Origin of the sequence: Cupriavidus sp. D384, assembly GCF_001652915.1 — a bacterium.
GTDB lineage: Bacteria > Pseudomonadota > Gammaproteobacteria > Burkholderiales > Burkholderiaceae > Cupriavidus.
On the sequence record NZ_BBQI01000061.1, the window covers coordinates 1 to 2,462 of the forward strand.

At 59.6% G+C, this 2,462-nt stretch carries 2 protein-coding genes; both read right to left on the reverse strand.

Annotated features, from left to right (window positions below; all coding sequences use genetic code 11):
• Positions 1-59: 59 nt before the first annotated feature.
• Positions 60-848 carry an IS21-like element helper ATPase IstB gene (gene istB / locus A9J21_RS14825; RefSeq protein ID WP_066736875.1) on the reverse strand — a complete coding sequence of 263 codons (789 nt, stop codon included), beginning with the start codon at positions 846-848 and terminating at the stop codon, positions 60-62.
• Entirely contained in the window at positions 838-2,358 is a 1,521-nt protein-coding gene (gene istA / locus A9J21_RS14830) for an IS21 family transposase (RefSeq protein ID WP_066736877.1), read from the reverse strand. Before istA ends, istB begins: the two co-directional genes overlap by 11 nt.
• Between the last annotated feature and the right edge of the window lie 104 nt (positions 2,359-2,462).

A 2,462-nucleotide genomic window follows, 5' to 3' on the forward strand; every position in this document is an offset into this window, starting at 1 on the left:
TGTTGATTTGCACGGAAAACGGACCCAGCATTTGCATCGAAAATTGACCCACCCTGGGTTCATGCTTCGTCTTGAGGCGGTGTTTGCTTGGCGGTCCGTTTCTCCTTTTTGGGTTGAGTGGTGCTGTGCTTGAAGCGGTAGCTGTCGTTGCCTGTCTCAACGATGTGGCAGTGATGTGTGAGGCGGTCCAGTAAGGCGGTGGTCATCTTGGCGTCACCGAACACGGCCGACCACTCGCCAAAGCTCAGGTTTGTCGTGATGATCACACTGGTGCGCTCGTATAGCTTGCTGATAAGGTGAAACAGCATGGCGCCTCCAGCCTGGCTGAATGGTAGATAGCCCAATTCGTCCAAGATCACCAGATCCGTGTACATAAGTCGCGTGGCCATGTGGCCTGGTTTGCCGGTCGACTTCTCTAGCTCCAGCAGGTTGACCAGTTCGACCGTCGAGAAGAACCTGACCCGGCGATGGTGATGCTCCACAGCTTGCACGCCGATGGCGGTCCCAATGTGCGTTTTGCCCGTACCCGGTCCACCTACCAAGACGACGTTGTGGGCCGACTCGAGGAACTCGCATCGATGGAGTTGCCGCACAAGAGCCTCGTTCACTTCACTGCAACTGAAATCGAAGCCGACCAGATCCCGATACGCCGGAAACTTGGCCACCTTCATCTGGTAGGCCAGGGACCTGACCTCGCGCTCCGAGAGTTCGGCCTTGAGCAGCCGCGACAGAATGGACACCGCAGCCTGGTAGGCGGGTGAGTCCTGTTCCGCCAGATCGCCAAGCGCCTGCGCCATGCCGTGAAGCTTCAACGCTTTGAGCATCTCCACCATGACCTCATGCTGCATGATTGGCCTCCCGCAGCGTGTCGTAGCGCCCAACATTGGCCTCGGGTTCAACGTGCAGTACCAGTGCCTGCGGAGCGGTAATTGGTGAGACGGGCCCGCCTTCCAATAGGCGACTCAGGATATTGAGGATGGTCTGCTTGGACGGGACACCGGCCTCCAAGGCAAGCTCGACGGCCGCCAGCACCGCCTGTTCATCGTGTAGCAGGACAAGCGCCAATACCTCTACCATCTCTCGGTCGCCGCCGGAGCGTTTGAGCAAGATGCGCTGAAGGCGCTTGAATCCTTCGGGAAGCTCGGCGAATGGCGCGCCATTGCGTAGCGCGCCGGGCTTGCGTTGCAGAACCGCCAGATAGTGACGCCAGTCATAGATCGTGCTGCCAGGGCCATGGCTTCGGCTGATGCACCGTGGGTGCTCTGCGATGACATGTCCTTCGGCAACGAACACCAGGCGCGAGGCATAGACTCGCAAGCTGATGGGCCGGTTGGCGAATGAGGCCGGTACGCTGTAGCGGTTGCGATCGAAGTGTACGAGGCAGGTCGGCGAGACGCGTTTGGTATGCTCCACGAAGCCATCGAAGGCCTGCCCCACGGGCATGAGATGGGGGCGTTCCTGAGACCATGCTTCCCATATCGTCATGTCGAGCTCGGGGTGACGGGTCTGTTGCCAAAGCAGCACGCACTGATCGGCCAGCCAGTCGTTGAGCGCGTCGAGCGAGCCAAATGACGGGATGCGTTGCCAGATGCGATGGCGGCTGTCCTGGACGTTCTTCTCTATCTGCCCCTTCTCCCAGCCAGAGGCCGGATTGCAGAACTCGGCATCGAACAGGTAATGGCTGACCATGGTGCTGAAGCGCAGGTTCACGTCGCGCAGCTTGCCGCGTCGAACCCGATCCACCGCCGTCTTCATGTTGTCGTAGATGCCGCGCCGCGGGATGCCACCCCAGGCAGTAAAGGCGTGCTGATGGGCATCGAACAGCATCTCGTGAGTCTGCAGGAGATATGCGCGTAGGAAAAATGCCCGGCTATGGCTGAGCTTGAATTGCGCGACTTGCAGCTTTGTACGCTCGCCGGCAATGACTGCCCAATCCTCGCTCCAGTCGAACTGAAAGGCTTCGCCCTCGGCAAAACGCAACGGAATGAACGTGCCTTTGCTCGCGGCCTTCGATTGCTGCTGTAGCTCCTGGCGCCAGCGGCGTGCGAAAGCCGCCACGCGGTCATAGGATCCGGTGAATCCGAGTGCACACAAGTCAGCGTGGATTTGCTTGAGAGTACGCCGTTGCTTGCGCGGCTTGTTGGCTTCGGTCTTAAGCCAGGCCGACAGCTTGGCGGCGTAGCCGTCGAGCTTGCTGGGGCTGTGTCGCGTCGGATAGGCAGGCACCGTGACGTCTGCACGCAGGTAACGCCTAACGGTGTTGCGGGAAATACCAAGGCGCCTGGCGATCTCGCGAAGCGGGATCTGGTCGCGCAGGTGCCAGCGTCGAATGATGCTCAAAATGGCCACGTCGATCACTCCGAACTCCCGCCCGTTGCCGAGCAGGACAGTGTTCTACACGTGGGTCAACATTCGATGCAAATTACCGGGTCAGGTGGGTCAGTTCTCAGTGCAAATCAACA